At 67.3% G+C, this 17,461-nt stretch carries 17 protein-coding genes; 5 read left to right on the top strand and 12 right to left on the bottom strand.

From position 1 onward, the window contains the following. Position 1: 1 nt before the first annotated feature. The 5 genes from NU1_RS07805 to NU1_RS07785 form a co-directional block, all read right to left on the bottom strand. Positions 2-1,162, bottom strand: a complete 1,161-nt coding sequence (locus NU1_RS07805; RefSeq protein WP_084521075.1) for a polyprenyl synthetase family protein — start codon at positions 1,160-1,162, stop codon at positions 2-4. A gap of 168 nt (positions 1,163-1,330) precedes the next feature. Further along, positions 1,331-2,308 (bottom strand): terpene synthase family protein, encoded by a 978-nt coding sequence (locus NU1_RS07800; protein WP_067518878.1) that lies wholly within the window; start codon positions 2,306-2,308, stop codon positions 1,331-1,333. 98 nt (positions 2,309-2,406) lie between these two features. Next, positions 2,407-4,128, bottom strand: coding sequence for an N-acyl-D-amino-acid deacylase family protein (locus NU1_RS07795; protein ID WP_067518877.1), 1,722 nt, complete (start codon positions 4,126-4,128; stop codon positions 2,407-2,409). A gap of 96 nt (positions 4,129-4,224) precedes the next feature. Next, entirely contained in the window at positions 4,225-6,426 is a 2,202-nt protein-coding gene (locus NU1_RS07790) for an acyl-CoA dehydrogenase family protein (protein WP_067518875.1), read from the bottom strand. A gap of 13 nt (positions 6,427-6,439) precedes the next feature. Continuing rightward, a complete protein-coding gene (locus tag NU1_RS07785) occupies positions 6,440-6,871 on the bottom strand; it encodes a type II toxin-antitoxin system Rv0910 family toxin (RefSeq protein ID WP_067518873.1) in 432 nt (143 codons plus the stop codon). Positions 6,872-7,007: 136 nt separating this feature from the next. Here NU1_RS07785 and NU1_RS07780 point away from each other — a divergent pair, with 136 nt between their 5' ends. Continuing rightward, positions 7,008-8,054 (top strand): AraC family transcriptional regulator, encoded by a 1,047-nt coding sequence (locus tag NU1_RS07780; RefSeq protein WP_067518871.1) that lies wholly within the window; start codon positions 7,008-7,010, stop codon positions 8,052-8,054. On the opposite strand, the gene NU1_RS07775 is transcribed toward NU1_RS07780, so the two are convergent. From NU1_RS07775 to NU1_RS07765, 3 genes are all read right to left on the bottom strand, one after another. Next, on the bottom strand, positions 8,026-9,048 hold the full coding sequence (locus tag NU1_RS07775; protein ID WP_067518869.1) for a PrsW family intramembrane metalloprotease: 1,023 nt from the start codon (positions 9,046-9,048) through the stop codon (positions 8,026-8,028). The two genes, NU1_RS07780 and NU1_RS07775, sit on opposite strands and share 29 nt — an antisense overlap. Continuing rightward, on the bottom strand, positions 9,045-9,587 hold the full coding sequence (locus NU1_RS07770; protein WP_067518867.1) for a hypothetical protein: 543 nt from the start codon (positions 9,585-9,587) through the stop codon (positions 9,045-9,047). The genes NU1_RS07775 and NU1_RS07770 overlap by 4 nt, the downstream gene beginning before the upstream one ends. A 245-nt stretch (positions 9,588-9,832) precedes the next feature. Continuing rightward, on the bottom strand, positions 9,833-10,960 hold the full coding sequence (locus tag NU1_RS07765; RefSeq protein WP_067518865.1) for a glycosyltransferase: 1,128 nt from the start codon (positions 10,958-10,960) through the stop codon (positions 9,833-9,835). 152 nt (positions 10,961-11,112) lie between these two features. Between NU1_RS07765 and NU1_RS07760 the strand changes: the two genes are divergently transcribed. Next, positions 11,113-11,916 (top strand): transglutaminase-like domain-containing protein, encoded by an 804-nt coding sequence (locus NU1_RS07760; protein ID WP_067518863.1) that lies wholly within the window; start codon positions 11,113-11,115, stop codon positions 11,914-11,916. A 25-nt stretch (positions 11,917-11,941) separates the two neighbouring features. Here the strand turns inward: NU1_RS07760 and NU1_RS07755 are convergent, their stop codons facing one another. The 4 genes from NU1_RS07755 to NU1_RS07740 all read right to left on the bottom strand — a co-directional run bounded on the left by NU1_RS07755 (position 11,942) and on the right by NU1_RS07740 (position 14,623). Further along, on the bottom strand, positions 11,942-12,682 hold the full coding sequence (locus NU1_RS07755) for a GAF and ANTAR domain-containing protein (RefSeq protein WP_067518862.1): 741 nt from the start codon (positions 12,680-12,682) through the stop codon (positions 11,942-11,944). Between the two features lie 88 nt (positions 12,683-12,770). Next, a complete protein-coding gene (locus NU1_RS07750) occupies positions 12,771-13,649 on the bottom strand; it encodes an ANTAR domain-containing protein (RefSeq protein ID WP_067518860.1) in 879 nt (292 codons plus the stop codon). An 86-nt stretch (positions 13,650-13,735) separates the two neighbouring features. After that, on the bottom strand, positions 13,736-14,176 hold the full coding sequence (locus tag NU1_RS07745; protein WP_067518859.1) for a hypothetical protein: 441 nt from the start codon (positions 14,174-14,176) through the stop codon (positions 13,736-13,738). A 123-nt stretch (positions 14,177-14,299) separates the two neighbouring features. After that, positions 14,300-14,623 (bottom strand): DUF5994 family protein, encoded by a 324-nt coding sequence (locus NU1_RS07740; RefSeq protein WP_067518857.1) that lies wholly within the window; start codon positions 14,621-14,623, stop codon positions 14,300-14,302. 331 nt (positions 14,624-14,954) lie between these two features. On the opposite strand from NU1_RS07740, the gene NU1_RS07735 reads away from it, so the two are divergent. The 3 genes from NU1_RS07735 to NU1_RS07725 all read left to right on the top strand — a co-directional run bounded on the left by NU1_RS07735 (position 14,955) and on the right by NU1_RS07725 (position 17,422). Further along, positions 14,955-15,590 (top strand): LppU/SCO3897 family protein, encoded by a 636-nt coding sequence (locus tag NU1_RS07735; protein WP_067518854.1) that lies wholly within the window; start codon positions 14,955-14,957, stop codon positions 15,588-15,590. 106 nt (positions 15,591-15,696) lie between these two features. Beyond that, positions 15,697-16,470 carry a bestrophin-like domain gene (locus NU1_RS07730; RefSeq protein ID WP_212761727.1) on the top strand — a complete coding sequence of 258 codons (774 nt, stop codon included), beginning with the start codon at positions 15,697-15,699 and terminating at the stop codon, positions 16,468-16,470. Between the two features lie 25 nt (positions 16,471-16,495). Continuing rightward, positions 16,496-17,422, top strand: a complete 927-nt coding sequence (locus NU1_RS07725; protein ID WP_157552035.1) for a hypothetical protein — start codon at positions 16,496-16,498, stop codon at positions 17,420-17,422. The last annotated feature ends 39 nt before the right edge of the window (positions 17,423-17,461 follow it).

The raw sequence follows: 17,461 nt of genomic DNA, 5'->3' as shown, positions 1-17,461 counted from the left end.
GCTATCGATTCCGGTGCGCCACCAGCTGAGCCAGCGCCAGCAGGTCACCTGATGCCGCGTCGGGCGGTAGCGCGTCGACCGCAGAACGCAGGGCCGTGGCCGCTCGCGCGATGGTGCGTTGCCGTCCACCCGCCGCCTCGACCAACTCCGCCGCCCGTGCCGCGCGCGACGCCGTCATCGGGTGGCGCGCTTGATACATCCGCGCCAGTTCCCGTCCGGCGGAGGTATCCGAGGCCAGCGCGCAGACCACCGGATAGGACTGCTTGCGGTGCAACAGATCGCTGTGTGCGGGCTTACCGGTAATAGCGGGGTCGCCCCAGATATCCATGGCGTCGTCGACGAGCTGGAAGACCACGCCCAGTTCGCGGCCGAAGGTGTGCATGCCCGAGACCACACGATGGTCGGCTCCGGCGCACAGAGCCCCCAGGGCACAGGAACATCCGAGTAGCGCACCGGTCTTACCCGCAGCCATCGCCAAGTATTCGTCCACACTCACCGATCGGCGGGTTTCGAACGCACAGTCCTCGTACTGACCCTGACACAGGGCCACCGTGGTGCGCGCCAGCCGAATCACCGCCTCGGCCGTGACCGGTTCGGGTACACCGTCCGACAGCACACCGAGCGCCAGAGCCTGCAGCGCGTCTCCGAGGAGGGTGGCATTGGTTTCACCCCAGACCCGCCAGACGGTCGGGCGGCCGTGCCGGGTGTCGTCGGAATCCATCACATCGTCGTGTACGAGGGAGAAATTGTGTAGCAGCTCCACGGCCGCGGCGGCGTGCACGGCGTCCGCGACCTCGCCGCCACAGGCCGCCGCGGCGGCCAGGGTCAGCGCCGGTCTCAGTGCCTTCCCCTGTACGCCCGGAGCATCCGCTCCGGTGGTATCGCACCAACCGAAGTGGTAGCCCGCCATCCGATCCAAGGGTTCCGCCAGCGACGCGATGGCCGCGCGCAAGACCGGTTCGATGGCGTACCGGGCGTCGGCGAGCTGTCTGCGCGCCGTGCGCTCACCGGTGGCCGGATCGAAGCCGGTCTGTCCCCGGTGCCCGGCATCGCCGGTGTGTGGGCGCTCCAGCTCGGTGACCAGAGCCCGGGCCGGCAGCGGTCGACGCGTGTTCTGGAGGTGTTGTCCCACAAAATGTTTGATCGGATTCGAGGCGCGCATGATTGGTCCCACTCGCTCGGACACGGCCTCCCCTGGCGCAACCGGCGGCAGCTGGGAGGCCATGCGTAGAAGATGCTAATCGTCCCATCACTAGCCCGAATCGCGGGTACGAGGCGGGATTTCAGTTCGGCAACGGCCGTGATGGTCGGTAATCGGTTCGATATCTGGTCAAGTGAGCGGTAACCCGTGTTCGAGCGCTTCGCGAGGCGCGCTGGTGTACCGCGCCGCCTGATAGTGATAGTCGAGATTGGCGCGCACGTACACGGTGTAACTGCGCGCGGTGGCCAGTGTGTCGGCCCGGTCACGTCCGGTGATCTGGGCGACGTCGAGTTCCGCCGGTAACCGGTCGATGGCGGTGTTCATGCGGTGAATCAACCCGGTGAGCATGGAATTCACCAGATCGCGGGCCTCGGAACGCGAATGCCCGTAGTGGTGTTCGGCGAGCAGTACCGAGTTGTAGAGGTAGCTCGAGGCCTCATCGGAGTCGACGGACAGAATGTCATTGAGCAGACCCATATGTTCGACGGCGGCCTCGCGCAGCAGGCGCATGGCGGGCAGCTGCCGGGCGGCGGGGGAGAGGTCCACACCCTCGGCGCGCTCGCTGATATCGAGAAAGACGAACAGTGCCACCGAATCTCGGCGGTGGGCCCGATAGGTATCCATATCGGGTAGGTGATCGGTCAGTCGCCCGATGGTTTCGGTGTAGTAGGTCCACAGCCAGCCGCGGATCTCGGCGCGCACCGCTTCGCGCCAATCCGCCGACCGGCCCTCGCACAGCCGCCGCCACAGATCCGCGAAGGCGACCGCCAGCACGCCCGACGGCCGCCCGCCGTCGTAGACCGCGTTCAGGGCCGCGATGGTGTGCAAACATCGTTGCGGATCCGGGATTTCGATATCGAACTGGTCGTCCACAATGAAGGCCCAGGCGGTGTATTCGCTGAGCAGGGCCAGCTCCTCCGCATCGGCCCACGGGCACCACAGCGCATACATTCGCGCTGGTCGGGTCCGTTCCATTCGCCGTCGAGTCAACTCCGACGGGACCAGATCGTAGTGTTCGAGCCAGGTCCACATGGCCTGTTCGGCCTCGGCCTCGGCAGGGTTGCTGCCCATTGGCTCGTAGGGCATGAAGAACTCGGGTGCATCCATCGAAACCGCCTACTCCCCAACAGTTTACCCGCCGATAGCGACAATACCGACTTTTCTGGCGGGTCCGAAAGGGGTGCGACAGAACGCGGCACAAAAGGTCAGGCCGTCAGGAAGGTCCCCGCATGCAGGGTGGTGCCGAATCCCGCGGCGAATTCGCCGTATTCGTACACCACGTGACCGCCGACGAGAGTGGCGGCGACGGCGGCGTCATTGCGGTTGACCATGCGCGATACACCGGTGCCGGGCAGCTCCGCCTCCGCGTACGCCGCACTGCCGCCGTCGAATCCGTCGGGATCGATGACGGCGATATCGGCCCGGGAGCCGACCGTGAGGCGCCCGGCATCGAGTCCGTACCAGTCGGCGAGTTCGGCGGTGACCCGGTGCACCGCCCGTTCGAGCGGCATGAAACCACGCTGGTGGACGCGCTCCAGCATGCGCAGGTTGGCATTGTAGAAGGCCATATTGCGCAGGTGCGCACCGGAATCGGCGAAACCGATCTGCACCATCGGCGAGGTCTGGAGCCAATCGAGGACATCATCGCGGTCATTGGCGATGGTGGTGCGCCAGCGCAGCTTGTCGCCGTGTTCGACGGTCAGGTCCAGGAGCGCGTCACCGGGGGTGATACCGCGTGCGGTGGCCACCTCGGCGAAGGACTTGCCGATGACCCCCGGATCCGGACAGGCCATGATCTCCGCATCGCCGAGATCGCGATGCCATACCCGCGGGCCGTAGCGTTTGGTGAGGTCCTTGCGGAATTGGCGGCGGTACTCCTCGTCGCGCAGCAGTTCATTGCGGGCGAGTACCTCGCGAATATTCAATGCGGCCGAGCCCGAACCGAGTTCCTCGAAGATCACCAGATCGACGCCATCGGCATAGAGCTCGAACGGCACCGGCAGATGCTGCCACCGCAGATTCGCGCCACCCAGACGGTTGGCGACCCACGCCGCGCCCACCGCCGCCCGCGCCACGGTGCGATCGGCCTTGATATCGGCCGCCGAGAGCAGCGAGGTCTTCAAGGGTCGTCGGCCGAACATACGCCCGACGCTCTGCCCGAAGTACCGCATCATCTCCACCCGCGAGGTGAGGTTGGGTGTGCTCTGATGCACCCGGCCCCGTTGGCGCAGTACCGAATTCAGTCGCCGGTACTCCTTCCATGAGGCGTAGGTGGAGGGCAGCTGCCGGGTCGGGTACCGCTTGCCCTCCAGCTTGGAGAAGGAACTGCGAATGGTGGACAGACCCACGAATCCGGCATCGAGGGCGGTCTCCAGCATGGCCGCCATCCGTTCGAGCTCGGGCGCGGTCGGGTAGTCCTTCGCGTCCACCGCGCGCCCCAGCCCCATGACCGCGACGCGAATATCGGAATGACCGATGAACGCCGCGACATTCACGCCGAGCGGGCGCGACCGGATGGCCTCGACATAGGATTTGGGGTCCGACCAGGTCCCGTGCTCCTTGACGGCCTCATTGACCACGGCCCACGGCAGCGCTTCGACCCGCGCGAACATATCGGCGCAATCCTCGGCCTCGGCGAAGACCGTCGACAGCGAGCAGTTACCGAATACCACGGAAGTCACGCCGTGCCGCGCGGATTCACCCAGCCCCGGACTGGTCAATACCTCGGCGTCGTAGTGCGTATGCACATCGATCATGCCGGGGATAACCCACTTCCCGGTGGCGTCGATGGTGCGCCGCCCGTCCGGCAGCCCGGCTTCGACCGCGACCACCGTGCCGTCGCGTACGCCCACATCGGCGACCATCCGCGGTCCGCCGGTGCCGTCGAATACCGAACCGCCCCGAATCACCATGTCGAAGTCGGTCATGGCAGCACTCCCATTCGCACAGATATTTCGATCCCCGTGAGTATCGAGGCCGGTGGGCCGTGAAGTCCAGGGCGCCAGCACGGTTCGTTCGATCGACTACGGATCGCGGGGCAGGCCGAGGATCCGTTCGGCGATGACATTGAGCTGGATTTCGGTGGTGCCGCCATAGACGGTGCTGGGGCGGGCCGAGATGGTTTTCTCGATCCAGGTGTGCGACTGCGGGGTGGCTTCCTCGTAGCCGCCCGCGGGACCCAGTTCGGCGTGGCAGAGGTCGGCGATCTGTTGGCCGATACGCATATTCAGGTACTTGGCGATATTGCCGATCGCGCCCACCTCCGCGCCGTGCAGCTGTTTCAGGACGGTACGGCCGTTGAGGAGTAGCAGCGTCTGATTGTCGGCGACGATCTCGCCTACCCGGTCGAGGGGAACATCGTCGATATCGCGGGTGGCGATGAAGCCGAGCAGATCGTCGACATTCGCGTTGAGGGGCGTACCTTTTCCCAGGGCGACGCGTTCGTGGGAGAGGGTGCCGCGGGCTACCTGCCACCCGCTGTCGACCGCGCCGATCACGCCGGAGTCGGGAATGAAGACATCGTCGAGGAAGATCTCCGCGAACATCGCGCCGCCGCTGGCCTCGCGCAGAGCCCTGGCGTCGATGCCCGGGCTGCTCATATCCACCACGAAGTAGGTAATGCCCTGGTGTTTGGGCACATTCGGGTTGGTGCGGGCCAGGAGAACACCCCAGTCGGCGATGAAACCCAGTGAGGTCCAGATTTTTTGGCCGTTGACGCGCCAGCCGCCCGCCACCTTGACGGCTTCGGTGCGCAGGGCCGCGAGATCGGAGCCCGCGCCGGGTTCGCTGAACATCTGGCACCAGATGATCTCGCCGCGCAGCGTGGGGGCCACCAGGTCGATGCGCTGCTGTTCGGTGCCGTGTTCGGCAATGGAGGGCAGTAGCCAGGTGGCCAGGCCGAGCTGCGGCACGGTGATGCGCGCGCGGGCGATCTCCTCGGCGATGACCACCTGTTCGACCGGATCGGCCCGGCGGCCCGACGGTGGCGCGAGGAAGGGCATGACCCAGCCGTCGTCGCCGAGGCGGCGCAGTTGTTCGCGCTCGTCGAGGGCGGCGATCTCGGTGAGTGCGGAACGCACCTGCCGACGGTAGGTTTCGGCGTCGGCGGGGAGTTCGTAGCCGACGGCGCGGCGCTGGCCCGCGAGAGCGAGTCGGGCCACCTCGGCGGCGCAGTCGCGGCTGCGGCCGAGTAGTCCGCGCAGCGTCACGGCACGGCGATAGTAGAGGTGGGCGTCGTGCTCCCAGGTGTAGCCGATACCACCTAGTACTTGCATGGCGTCGCGAGCGGCCGCTACCGCGGCGTCGGGCGCGATCGAACGGGCCACGGCGGCGGCGTAATTCGCGGTGTCGTCGTCGGCGTCGAGGGCGCGGGCGGCATCCCAGACCGCGGCGCGGGCCTGTTCGAGCGCGATAACGGCCTGGGCGCAGCGGTGCTTCACACCCTGGAACTGCCCGATGGGACGGCCGAATTGCACTCGGACCCCGGCGTATTCGGTGGCCGTCGCGACACACCAGGAGGCGACGCCGACGGCCTCCGCGCCCAGTACGACCGCCGCGAGAGCCGCCACGCGGTCATCGGCGATATGTTCGAGGACGTGCGCGGGCGGTACGACCAGGGTGTCGGCGGTGCACAGGGCGGTGGAGCGGGTGACATCGATACTCGTCGCGATGCGCACGTGCAGCCGATCGGTCGGGACGGCGGCCCACAGGTGTCCCGCGTCGGTGTCGACCCGGGCCAGGAGCACCCGGGCCGCCTGTCCGCCGACCGCCGCGACCCGTCCCGAGATCGTCAGTGCGCCATCGGAATCGATGGTGCCCGTGAAGGCCTCGGTCAGTGCCACCGTGCCCGGCTCCGAGCCATCCACCAATCCGGGCAGGTATTCGGCGGCGGCCTTACCGCCGTCGGCGGCCAGTACGGCGGCCGCCAGCACGGTGGGAGTGAAGACGCCCGCACCGAGGTGGCGGCCCATGACCTCCAGGACCACAGCGCATTCCAGCAGTCCGGCACCGGAACCGCCGTGGATCTCGCCGACGTGCAGTCCGAGCAGCCCCTGCGCCGCCAGATCGGACCAGCAATCCGGAAGGCCCTCGCCCGCGCCGGATTCGGTGCGCGCCACCGCGGTACGGGCGCTCTCCGGCGGCAGGTGGCGTCGGGCGAACCGGGCCACCGAATCCGCGAGATCGAGATGGTCCTGGGAAATGCCCAGTCCGAGTTGATAGTCCATGTGGTGGCTCCGCTCACTCGACGATCGCGGCGAGCTTGTCCAGCGATGCGGCCAGCTCCTGGCGGGCGGCCTTCTCGACGGCCGCGCCGATCGCGCCGACCATCATCTGGCTGACGAAATCGACATCCGATGACATGCGGGTGGTGCCGCCCAGATCGGCGACGGACATGGTGAGCGTGACCTTGGCCCCCGCCATACCGATGCCCGACAGGGCGATTCGACGCAGCGGTTCGAACTCCTCGATGGTGAGCGTCACGCTGTTGGCCATACCCATGACCGTCAATACGGCGATCAGTTTCGCACCCGGTTCGGGAACGGCCGGTGGTTCGCCCTTCCACCCGGTGAACATGGTGTTCCACTCGCTCCATCGCCGCAGGTCACCGGCCACCTCCCAGACCTTGTCGATGGGGGCTTCGATGTCTTTCTCGACGTGCGTGGAAGCCATGGCGGGCAACTCCTTCGGGGCCGGGTGCGCCGTGCCTACGACGCTAGGAAGCGGATTCGGCCTTGCCAGTGACGGAACTACTCGACTTACTTGACCGAAACGCGCACAGCGGCCGCGCCGGCACAAACAATGAGGAATGCCCGATTCCGACTACACCATCCCGATTCAGCGGGTGCAGTCGTTCGTCGCCCTGGCGCTGCGGCGGGGCTGGGATATCGAACCCATGATGCGCGCGGCCGGGATCTCCCCGATGCTGTTCGCGCAGGGCCGCTCCAGGGTCACCATGCGGCAGGCGAGTGCGCTGGTCCGGCAGCTATGGGCGATTACCGATGACGAGCTCATGGGCCTGGGGCGAACGGCGGTGCCGCGCGGGACCTCTCGGCTGGTGGGTTCGGCGGTTCTGGCCACGGCCCATGATGTGGGCAGCGCGTTGGAACGCTACGTCGAATTCAACCGGGCCATCCCCGGGACCCCCGAGGTGTACATGACACACTCGGCCGAGGAAACCGTCCTCGCCGTCGATCTGAGTCGCGTCGACCGCCCGATCTCCCTGCTGGTCGACGCCATGCTGGCCACCGGCCATCGACTGCTGGAATGGGCGACGGGTCGTCGCATCGCACTGCGTCGCGTCGAGGTGCCCTACCCGAAACCCGACGATGTCGACGACTACAACCTGATCTTCGCGGCCCCGGTGTTCTTCGACGCGCCCCGAGCCGCCATGGTCCTCGACAACGCCATCCTGACCACACCGCTGATTCGCGATGAAACCGAACTGGGGCAGTTCATCGCCCGCGCCCCCGCCGACCTCCTCATTCGCCACGAGGGCGGCGTCACCGTCACCGACCAGGTGCGCCGCATGCTCATTCGCGATATCGGCCGCGAATGGTCGACCACCGAACAACTCGCCACCCGGCTGGCCATGAGCCCGCAAACGCTGCGCCGCAAACTCCGCGCGGAGGGCACCAGCATCCGCGAGATCCGGGACCGCATTCTTCGTGACGCCGCCATAGACAGCCTCAGCCGGGGCGCGGAAACCATTGCCGCACTATCGCAGCGGCTCGGTTTCTCCGAACCCAGTGCCTTCACCAGAGCGTTCCGGCGCTGGACCGGCAGCGCCCCGCGCTCGTATCAGCCACGCGGGCAGCGGGGCCGGGTCAGCCGAGGGTCTGCACCATATCGATGAGTTTGTGCTGTCGCCGCAGCAGGATTCGGCGTGGCGGGCCGTTCAGGCGGCGGATGGCGGTGCGGGCGCGACGGCGGGTGCGGTGGGTGAGCAGGGTGGCGAGTTCCTCGGGCGGGGCTATACCCTGGGCCGCAATGGATTCGGCGGCCCGGCGGAACCAGCGGTGTTCGGTGCGGACCACCCAGCCGTAGACGGTGGCGAAGATCGCGATGTAGAGGACCATCTTGCCGAGCAGGAGGACGGTGCCGTTGATGTCGTCCGGACTCGGTGCGTCCCAGACGAAATGCAGCGTCGCGCCCAGGAGGTAGAAGGCGGCGAAGAAGAGGAAGCGGCGCGGCGGGGACCAGTCTCGCCGGGCCAGGGCGACGACAATGCCGATGCCCGCCAGCGCGGTGAACATCCAGTGCGAGGTGATGCCGACGACGAAGCGGAGCAGGCCGACGGTCAGGATGTCGCGGGCGCTGTCCTGGGCAGAGCTCAGGCCGGCGTTGGCCGAGTAGGTGATGTCCTCGACGACCTGAAAGCCGAGACCGGTGCAGCCGCCCAGCAGCAAGCCGTGGATGGGGCGATTCAGCAGGGGACGGGCGAGCCAGGCGACGGTGAAGACGCCCAGGCCCTTGATGCCCTCTTCGACAATGGCGGCGGAGATCGGGGCCTGCCACCCGATCGCGAAGGCATCACCGGCCAGGTTCTGAATGGCTTCCATATTGTGGTCATTGGCCCAGAGCGCGACGGCGGGGCCGACCATGCCGCCCCACAGCAAACCCATGATCAGCGGGACCCGAATGCGGCGATGGGCGCGCAGCGGGTCCAGGCGCACGATGAGCCAGCCGAAGACGAGCAGGGTGGCCAGGGTGAACGGCATACCCAGCAGCACATCGCGCAGCGTCAGCGAGAGAGTGGGCGCGAGCTGTAGCAGCAGCGCGAACGCGCCGATCGGCAGCATGGCGAGGTAGACCCAGAACAGCGCCGAGGCCGGTCGGAGCGCGATCACGACCGCACCTCCAGGGCCGCCAGGATCGGGGCGAGATCATCCAGACGCGCGTTCGCACCGCCGAGCGCGAGGGTGACCACGAGATTGTCCTTACCGACAATGGCGCACACGCCGGCGCGTTCGACGGCGCGGCAGGTCGGTCCCTGGAAACCATGCCGGGTATTGACCACCCCGCCATCGAATTCCGCCTCGAAGGCTTGCACCCCGAGGACTTTCAGCCGCCAGTCGGCCGCCTCCGGGAAGTCGGTGACACCATTGACCACGCTGACGATGAGGATCGTATTCTCCGGACTCCGCAATACCGCGGTCGAGGAATCACCCGTCGCCCGCTGTTCCCACCCGCCGACCGCGCCGAAGGTGATCGCATCCGGTTCCTCACCGGGAGCTGCCAATTCGATTCGCGTCCCCGGTTCGACAAGCGTCTCGCGGACCCCGGCCTTACCCGCGAGCAGCGCCGGAACACCGACCAGCGCCGCCACCGCGGCCAGTACCAGCCCCGCCTGCTGCCAATCGTGACCGGTACGCGGCGGGGCGGTCATAGGGGGAGGCTCCTCTGGTCGGCGGCTACCGCCGATTGTCTGCCGCACCACCACGGTCAGGTGCCATCGACACGCCAGCAACACCCGGTGCCGGGTTCGCTGGGGCGCGGTCACCTACTAGGCCCCTGGTCAGCGGTCCTGGGCGTAATGGCCCCGGAATGACGGGGAGGTCGACGCGCCGGAATGCCGGGGGGGGAGGAGGCACCAAGGCGACCTATCTGGGCGTGGCATCAGCTGTAGGCGGGTCAGGCGCTGAGCAGTTCCAGCATGCCCGCGACGGCGGCGGGCCAGGTGAATTGCTCGGCGCGGGTGCGGGCCGCGCGGCGGCGTTGGACCGGTGGGCGGGCCAGGACGTCGGTGACCGCGGTCGCGAAGGCGAAGGGTGAATCGGCGGCGACGGCGCCGCAGTCCCCGGTGACGATATCGGCGAGCGCCGATGACCGGCTGGCCACCACGGGTGTGCCCGCGGCGAGCGCCTCCAAGGCCGCGAGCCCGAATGTTTCGTGCGGCCCAGGGGCGAGCGAGACGTCGGCGGTGGCCAGCAGAGTCGCCAATTGGGTTCTGTCGGTGATGAATCCGGTGAAATGCACCGCGGAGCGACCATCCGACAGAGCCGGAATGCCGCGGGCGCGCCGCTCCAGGGTGTCGCGGCGCGGTCCGTCCCCGGCGACGATCAGCCGGGCGTCGACCCCCGCGCGTCGCAGGGCGTCGACCGCCTCGATACTGCGATCCACCCGCTTCTCCATCGACAGCCGCCCGCAGTGCACCAGCAGGGGCAGATGGTCGGCGGCCAGGTCGGTGCGCAATCGATGGTCGTGGCGACGCGGACTGAACAGGTCGAGATCCACCCCGAGCGGCACCAACGCCACATTGGGGGCGTCGATGCGCTGGAACTCCGCTCGCGCGAAGGCCGTTGTGCAGACCACGATGTCGTAGTCGCGCGCGGTCCGGCGATTGGCCATATCGGCGGCCCGCCGCGCCGCCGGACCCGGCAGCACCTGACCCAGCAGCCGATCCAAACGCTCGTGCGAGATCATCACACTCGCGACATCGCGCTGCCGCGCCCAGCGCCCGAAGCCCCGCAGCGTCAACCGATCCGATACCTCCAGCACCTCCGGTCGAAGCCCCGCCAGCACATCCGCCACCCGCCGCGGATCGGCGGCGCGATATCCACCGGTCCACGGAATCGCTGGAGCGGGCACGGTAATGCGCACCACCCCCGACGGCAGTACCTCCTCGGCCCGGCGCGCCCCCGGCACGATCAACACCACCTCGTGCCCCGCCGCCACATAGCCATCCCCCAAATGGTGCAGTGCGGTGCGCAGCCCACCGGAGCGCGGACCGTAGAAGTTCGCCAGCTGAACGATGCGCACGTCGCCGATCGTCGCGTGCCCCGGATTACCGTCGGCACCCCCGCCGCCAATTCCACGTGAACACCAGCGAAATTACCGGGACGCGATATCGGTGGCGGCCAAGGTCGGCATTGGTGAGCGGTGGCAACAGCGGATAGGGCACGATAAGTGGTGTGAGGCGCGAGGTTTCCGCCCGTATCGATATCGCGGTGCACGCGGATACCGCGCTGGTATTTCAGATCGCCGCCGCCCGGCAGCCCGGAATCGACCTCGATGAATCGTTGCGGTTCGAACTCGACGGGCGCGGCATATTGGCGCGGGAGCTCAGCGCCCGGCACGGTGGGCGCATACACGTATTGAACTGTCCCGCAGGCAAACTCCGGGCCGGATATCGCGCGACAGTGACGGGGGCCGCGGAGCCGGAACCGATATCGGACTACGATCTCGCGCTGTACCTGCGGCCGAGTCGGTACGCCGAATCCGACCGGCTGCTCGCGTACGCGGCGGCCGAATTCGGTCTGGGGATCGGGGATTCGACTACAGCGAACCGGGTTTCGGCCTGGGTCGGGCGGCGGATTCGCTATGTGACCGGCAGTAGCGGACCCAGCGACGGCGCGGTGGAGACGCTGCTGTCGGGTGCCGGAGTATGCCGGGACTTCTCACATCTGGTGGTGGCGCTGCTGCGAGCGGTCGGGGTGCCCGCGCGGGTGGCGGCGGTGTACGCGCCGGGCTGTGTGCCGATGGATTTCCATTCCGTGGCAGAGGCTTATATCGACGGTGCGTGGCGGGTCTTCGACCCCACCGGCCTCGCCCCGCGTCCCAGCCTGGTCCGCATAGCTACCGGCCGCGACGCCACCGATATCGCCTTCCTGGACAATCACGGCGGCGATATCACCCTGCGCGGCCTCCGGGTGACCGCCCTGGTCGACGGTGCGCTGCCGCGCGACGACCGCACCGGGCTGGTGAGCATCGGCTGAATCGCGGCTCAGCGTGAAGCGCGGTTCATGCCTCAGGTTTTCGGCCGCTCAGCACCAGGTTGATCTCGGTCCGGCGGTCGACCACCGCCTGGGCGATATCGGCGAGGCGCTGATTGTTGTCCCGAGCGTAGCTGCGTAGCCGACCGAAGGCGGCGCCCATATCGAGACCGGCGTACTCGGCGAGCATGCCTTTGGCCTGCTCGATAATCACCCGGCTGTTGAGCGCCATGCTCAGTTGTTCGTTCACGGTGAGCGAATCAGCCAGCACCCGGGCGTGCAGAATCCCACTGGTGGCGATATCGGCCAGGGCCTGCGCGATCTGCAGATCCGCGGCGCTGAGGCTACGCGGACCGGTGCTGAACAGATTGAGCGCGCCGATGCGTTCGGACCGCAAACGCATCGGAAGCGCGCTGACACCCCGGAAGCCCTTGCGATGGGCACGGTCGGCGAAGGCCGGCCAGCGTCCGGTGTCGACCTCGAGATCGGCGATCAGGACCTGCTCACCGGTGCGATACGCCTGTAGGCAGGGGCCGGACTCCGATTGGAGCTGCAGCAACTCCAGCAGCCGGGTCTCTTCGGAGGTGGACGCGAGCAGCTGTAGGGTCCCGTAGCCGTCGGCCAGCAGTAGGCCCGCCTCGTCGGCCCCCAGCAGTTCCACACTGGTATCGACCAGTTCCTGGGTCAGTTCGACCGGGTCGTAGTCGGCGACCAGGGTGTCGACCAGACGCACCAGCGCGGTGCTCAAGGCGCCCTCTCGACTTGTCATTTCAACACGCACCCTTCTCCTGGTAATCCTATGACCTCCGCGACCGGTGATGGCTTGGATCGAAACACTCGAAACACTCGATCCACCGTCAGGTCCCCCCGACGGGATCGGGCTCCGCCCCGGGCTTCGATTCGCGGTCGCCGTTCGGCTCGGGTGGGAACCGCAGTCGTCGTGCCACCACCTCGGCGGCGATATCGGCAAGTGCGTGACCGGAGGCGAACGCATGCCCCACCAGCCGCGAATACGCGACTGCCGCGGTGCAATCCAATTGCACCGCAATCATTCCGGTCGCCTGATGAATCTCTCGCGACGACACCGGCTGCTCCCACCACGGTCCCAGCGCGACGCCGTCCACCGCCACTCCATCGACGGCTGTCACGCCATCGATAGGCGGCACACCGCCGACCAGCACGTCGTCGTCCAACCCTGCCGTTCGGCCCGGTGGCATGAGCGCGGTCGACAGCAGCGTGGTGATCACATCGGCGATATTCATGGCGTCGACATAGCCGGTGACGTCCAGCGGGGTTTCGCTCGAACCGAACAGGTCCAGGAATCCGACGCGAATCGCGCCCAGCCGCAAGGGAAATGAACTGATCGAATCCACTCGGTCGACGCGACTCCACTGTGCCAATAGCGGCCACCGCCCCGCGGTCAGAGCCTCCGTGAAGCGCCGCACCCGCACCGGCATACCGCTGCCGTGCGCGTCGGGTCCCGGTCCCTCGCCGGAGGCGGCCTGTGCGTCGGCGAACCACGCGGCTGTCGCACCCGCGGCCCCCAGCACCTCCCACCGCCCATCCGGCATGGCCACGGTGAGGGCCGCGTCGGTGACCGGCAGCGTTCGGACACAGGCCGCGCACAGCCGGTCGCCGCGCACCGGACGGGCCGGATCGACCGCGAACCGGGGGTCGTCGCCGGATTCACCCAGGGCGGCCAGGAATCGGGTGGTCGAGGAATTCGGGGTGCTCACTCGAGTGCCCCGGGCGGTCGCGCAAGGTCGGCCATCGTGCGCTCCTGTCCGTGTGCTCGGTCAGCCGCACACCGTCGACCCTACGCTCACACCACTTCCATGCATGACGCCGACGCGGCCTGCGTGGCGGGTGCGCGGCTGCCCGCGTCGTCGGACCGGCACCGCGCGGGATCGAATCCGCGCAGTCCGCTGGGAGCGGGCACCCATTCGCCCAGTACCCACCCACCCCTGTCCTGCCATACCCGATTCACCCACGTCAATCGTGGAACGGTGATCAGATGGCCGGAACTCGGATCCTGTTCGAGCGTGCTCGGTGTGGCGACCAGATAGCACAAGCCCACGGCCTGACTATGCGCCGGAAGGTGGTTGCACACTTGCTCGGCGGCCATATCCAGGTCTGCCGCGACCGCGAGTCCCGCGGGTAGTAGTCCGACCATATTGGAATCGACGACGACCGCGATCACGGTCCAGTGCAGGAATGTGTCTTCAGCTTCGAACTCATCGAAGGCGTGGGCTTCGGTGCGCATCAAATGCCCCCTATCGGGTTCGTAGATTCGACGAACCGCCGGGGTCTCGAGCGGGTTTCGGAAATTATATACCGGCGACTAGCTGTTTCGTGGGAAAGCGCTGTAGCGGAACAATACTCATGATCACCTCGGTATCAGTTCCGGAACCTGGTCCACCGGTAGCGGCTGCCCGGTCGCCCAGCGCATCCGCTGGGTCGCGAGCTCGGGCGCGGTATCCGCGGGGATGACGAGCAGGGCCAGCCGGACGCCGTGCACGCCGTATAGGTGCATGATTCCGCAGTCGATACATTCGCCGGATTTCCAGTCGAACACCACGCGTGCGAGTCGGCCGAGTCGAGGCTTGAGGACGGTGATCAGATCGTGCAGTTCGCCGCTCGGGTAGGCCGTGCGCGGCCACCACGCGCCGTCGATGGCACCGCTGGAGGCGTCGAGCGTGCGTAATAGCAAGCGGGGCAATCGGATTGTTGTCATTGTTCGGTCGCCGGGTGCTCGACCGGTGCGGTGAATCCGGGGGGAGAGCGACGCGTCATCGAGGACGCTCCTGTCTGTGGCCGAATCGGCCGTATTGCCGCGAAGACGACGTTGCCATGGGCGGTCGACGTGCGATGAGCCTCCGCTGTCGGGCCAGCGTACACGGCCAATCGGCAACTATTCAGAGGGAAATTCGGCCAGGGGCGGACTTTTGGCCTCGCGGAACGCCGTGCGATAACTTTATCCGGAAAAGGGTCTGGTGTCGTCTATGTCCGGGTGCCGCCGCGGCTGGATGGGGGATGGGCGGATGGAAGCGAAAGACGTACGGCGACTATTGATCGCGCTGGCGGTCGTATTGCTGGTGGTGATCGCGGCGGTGACCGTGCTGGTCGGTCGTGTCGTGGGGAGCGGTGCGGCAGTGGCGGGTACCGCGTTACCCGCATCGCCCGGATTGGTGCCCGCCGTGGCGCCGAGCACCAGCGCCGCGGCGACAACCGTCGAGACCGAACCGGATCCGCTCACACTGCTGGTGCCGGGGGACTGTGTCGCGCTGTCGCCGGATCCGACGGAATCGCCCGAGCCCGCCGAGTGTACCTCCTTCGAGGCGAACTACAGGGTGCTGCAAACGGGTCCGGAGGCGTGCACGGGACCGCTCTTCAAGGTGGAGACCAGTCGTAGGGACCGGTCCGGAAAATACCTCTACCATCTGTGCCTGGCCTTCGATTGGCGGGCCGAAATGTGCTACGACACCGCCGATATGGATGAGCCGACCAAGGTCGACTGTTCGACGCCCGGACAACACGTCGTCATGGTGACCGCGGTATTGCTCGATACCCTCGACGGATCGCAATGCCCCACCGATCACAATGGCGCGGTGGCCGTTACCTGGGAAAAACGACAGATGACGGTTTGTTTCCGCGGTACCGACGATCCAGGACCGTAATCCGTCGAACCGGCCGCCCGCCGATGTGGGGATGCTCGGGATCCGCTGTCGGATAACGGATTGAAATTCCTACGATCCGCACGGACCGCTGCCGCGAATACCGCACATGTCGAAGGAATTGATCGTGCCCATCGTGGTGCCGATCCTGTTCGCGATTATCGCGGTGGTGGTATTCCTCGCCGGCGACCGTTTGCGTCCTGACGCGTGGCGGCAAGACGACGACGAGGCCGCGCACGGTCTGGTCCTCGATCTGGTCAATATGTTCTTCGCGGCCGTGGTCGCCTTCGTGGTTGTCATTGCCTGGCAGCAGTACGACAATGCGCACGCGCACACCGTCGACGAATCGAAGGCACTCATCGAAGTGTATTCGGCGGCGGGCGATCTGTCGGATGCCGAGCGACTGACAGTGCAGAACCTGGTCCGCGATTACACCGATGAGGTGGTCTCGAAGGAATGGTCGTTCATGGACGACCACGAGCGACTCAGCGAGGAAGCGCAGGAAAAGCTCGACGACCTCGGTGCCGCGCTGGTGGCGGTGCAGTCGGCCGATCCGAAGGTCATCGACGCGCGTGCCAGTGCGCTCACCGCACTCGGCACCGTGGAGGAGGCCAGATTCGACCGCGCCTTGGACGCGGCGTATCACCTGCCCCCATTTCTCTATATAGCTCTGTGGTTGGCCACCGCCATGCTGATGTGCGGCACGGTGCTGTCCGGGGTGGTGGTCACCCGGCGCAGCCTGATCATGACCGCGCTCTTCGGGCTGGTGATCGGTGGCGTGATTATCGCGGTCTACCAGTTGGATCGGCCGTTCTCGGGTGGAAATGTGGTGTCCAGGGATGCTTTCGAGCTGGCGCTGGCGCGCTTCGAATCCAACAGCTAGCGAATACGGACGAGGGCATCGGCAGATGGCATACGGCAGTGGGGCGTCCGGAAGGCACCGGACCGCACGGAGACTCGGCGCGCTGACGGTGGTGCCGTTCGCGGTGGCGCTACTCGCCGGGCGACCGGCCGTGGCGCTCGCCGATCCGGCGCTGCCGGAGTGGCCGCCCTTCGATGTGCTCAGTGGCAGCGCGGGCAGTGTCCCCGACGCTGGAAGTGCTTCCACCGGAAGCGCATTGGAGCTCGGCCCTGCCGCAGCATCGGGATTGGGCCTGGGCTCCAGCGGTGGCGTGACCGGTTCGGCGTCTCGTGGCATCGCCGACCTCGGCCTGGTCGATACCGGCAGTGCCGAGCTCGGTCTCGGACCCGCCGCGCCCGAGCCGGTGGCCGGGACCGCTGGTGAGCTGCTGGGCTTCCAACCCGGCAGTGTGCTCACCGCCTGCACCGGCAGCGCCGTCATCGGCAGTGCCGCATTGATGTTGGGGTCGGCGACCGGCAGTGCCCTGGTGGGATTGGGTTCCAGCGGTTCGGGATTGATCGGGGCCGGTTCCGGATTGCTGGTGCCCGGACTGCTCATCGGACCGGGTTCGGTCGGCAGTGGTGCGGGCAGTGCGGTGGTGGGCAGTGCCGCTCTCGGCAGTGCCGCTCTCGGCAGTGCGCTGCTCACCTGCCTGCTCCTGCTGCCGGTTCCCGAACAGCCCTACGGCATCCCCCTGGAACTCGGTCCATCGCCCCTGGTGCCCGCCGCGGCGCCGATCGCCCCGCGGCAACCGCCCGCCCCGCCCGAACCACCGCCCCCGCCGCCCGTGGTCGCCGCGCCGGAACTCGGACTGCCCGAACGACTTCCGCCGACACCGACGGAGAAATGGTCCGTCCTGCACATGATGACGGTCATGATCATCACCATTATCGCGGCGGCGCGGGTGAAGACCGCGCGATTCCTGCGCGGCTGAGAACCACGGAGATACGGCGCAAGGTCGGCACCTCGAGCG

This window comes from Nocardia uniformis NBRC 13702 (assembly GCF_001613345.1).
In the GTDB taxonomy this organism is placed as follows: Bacteria; Actinomycetota; Actinomycetes; order Mycobacteriales; family Mycobacteriaceae; genus Nocardia; species Nocardia uniformis.
This window is presented reverse-complemented; position numbering and strand designations above follow the sequence as displayed.

Excerpts from the sequence above, each read along its gene's own strand:
- NU1_RS07745 (WP_067518859.1), bottom strand. The coding sequence starts at position 14,176 with ATGCGCACCGAAGCCCACGCCTTCGATGAGTTCGAAGCTGAAGACACA.
- NU1_RS07780 (WP_067518871.1), top strand. The coding sequence starts at position 7,008 with ATGCCCGATTCCGACTACACCATCCCGATTCAGCGGGTGCAGTCGTTC.
- NU1_RS07790 (WP_067518875.1), bottom strand. The coding sequence starts at position 6,426 with ATGGACTATCAACTCGGACTGGGCATTTCCCAGGACCATCTCGATCTC.
- NU1_RS07770 (WP_067518867.1), bottom strand. The coding sequence starts at position 9,587 with ATGACCGCCCCGCCGCGTACCGGTCACGATTGGCAGCAGGCGGGGCTG.
- NU1_RS07795 (WP_067518877.1), bottom strand. The coding sequence starts at position 4,128 with ATGACCGACTTCGACATGGTGATTCGGGGCGGTTCGGTATTCGACGGC.
- NU1_RS07800 (WP_067518878.1), bottom strand. The coding sequence starts at position 2,308 with ATGGATGCACCCGAGTTCTTCATGCCCTACGAGCCAATGGGCAGCAAC.
- NU1_RS07730 (WP_212761727.1), top strand. The coding sequence starts at position 15,697 with ATGTCGAAGGAATTGATCGTGCCCATCGTGGTGCCGATCCTGTTCGCG.
- NU1_RS07785 (WP_067518873.1), bottom strand. The coding sequence starts at position 6,871 with ATGGCTTCCACGCACGTCGAGAAAGACATCGAAGCCCCCATCGACAAG.
- NU1_RS07755 (WP_067518862.1), bottom strand. The coding sequence starts at position 12,682 with ATGACAAGTCGAGAGGGCGCCTTGAGCACCGCGCTGGTGCGTCTGGTC.
- NU1_RS07725 (WP_157552035.1), top strand. The coding sequence starts at position 16,496 with ATGGCATACGGCAGTGGGGCGTCCGGAAGGCACCGGACCGCACGGAGA.
- NU1_RS07735 (WP_067518854.1), top strand. The coding sequence starts at position 14,955 with ATGGAAGCGAAAGACGTACGGCGACTATTGATCGCGCTGGCGGTCGTA.
- NU1_RS07805 (WP_084521075.1), bottom strand. The coding sequence starts at position 1,162 with ATGCGCGCCTCGAATCCGATCAAACATTTTGTGGGACAACACCTCCAG.